The sequence below is a fragment of the Streptomyces calidiresistens genome (assembly GCF_014141525.1).
GTDB classification, from domain to species: domain Bacteria; phylum Actinomycetota; class Actinomycetes; order Streptomycetales; family Streptomycetaceae; genus Streptomyces; species Streptomyces calidiresistens.
On the sequence record NZ_VKHS01001326.1, the window covers coordinates 1 to 903 of the forward strand.

The 903-nt window shown below is 75.1% G+C and carries 1 protein-coding gene; it reads right to left on the reverse strand.

The features are described from left to right. Positions 1 to 903: polyprenyl synthetase family protein (locus tag FOE67_RS27120; RefSeq protein WP_182667459.1), on the reverse strand; the 903-nt coding region annotated here is incomplete at both ends.

The window sequence follows — 903 nt, forward strand, 5'->3', positions numbered from 1 at the left end:
GGGTGGGTGTGGTGGGGGGATCGGTGTTCCGGGTACCGGCGGCGGAGCGGAGCACGGCTCCCAGCCGGTGGCGGACGGCGGGGTCGAGGGGGATCCCGGCCAGGTGGCGGGCGCTGTCGGCCGCCAACTGCTCGATGGCGGTCTCCACGACGGCGCGCGCGCCGGTGGCTTCCAGCGCGGTCCGGACGCGATCCGTGTCCGAGACCGAGAGGTCGGGGTCGCCGGGCGCGTCGTGGAGCAGCGCGGAGGTGGCCCGGTCCCCGGCGGCGTCGGCCCGGAGCCGGGCGATGGCCAGGAGGTAGGTGAGTTTGCCCTCGCGGATGTCGTCGCCGGACGGCTTGCCGGTGCGGGCCGGGTCGCCGAAGACGCCCAGCAGGTCGTCGCGCAGTTGGAAGGCCATTCCGGCGCAGCGGCCCGCCGAGCAGAGGGCGTCGGTGGTGGTGGGGTCGGCTCCGGCGAGGGCGGCTCCCAGGGCGAGGGGGCGCTCCACGGTGTAGAGGGCGCTCTTGAGGCAGGCGATGCGCAGGGCCCGGGCCGTGGATCCGCCGCCGGTGTGCTGGGCGTGGAGGTCGAGGTACTGCCCGGCGACCATTTCGGTGCGCATGGTCCGCCACAGGCGGAGGACGGCGTCGACCGGTGGGGAGGTGAGGTCGGTGACGATGTCGTCGGCCCAGCTCAGGGCGAGGTTTCCGGCGAGTATGGCGGCGGATGTGCCGAAGGATGTGCCACGGCCGCGGGGGCGGGTGTCGGGGTATCGGGCGGCGAACTCGGCGTGGAGCGCGGGGCGACCCCGGCGCAGCAGGGAGCCGTCCATCACGTCGTCGTGGATGAGGGCGCAGGACTGGATGAGCTCCAGGGCGGCGGCCAGGCGGAGGACGGTGTCGGTGGTGACGGGGGCGGTGG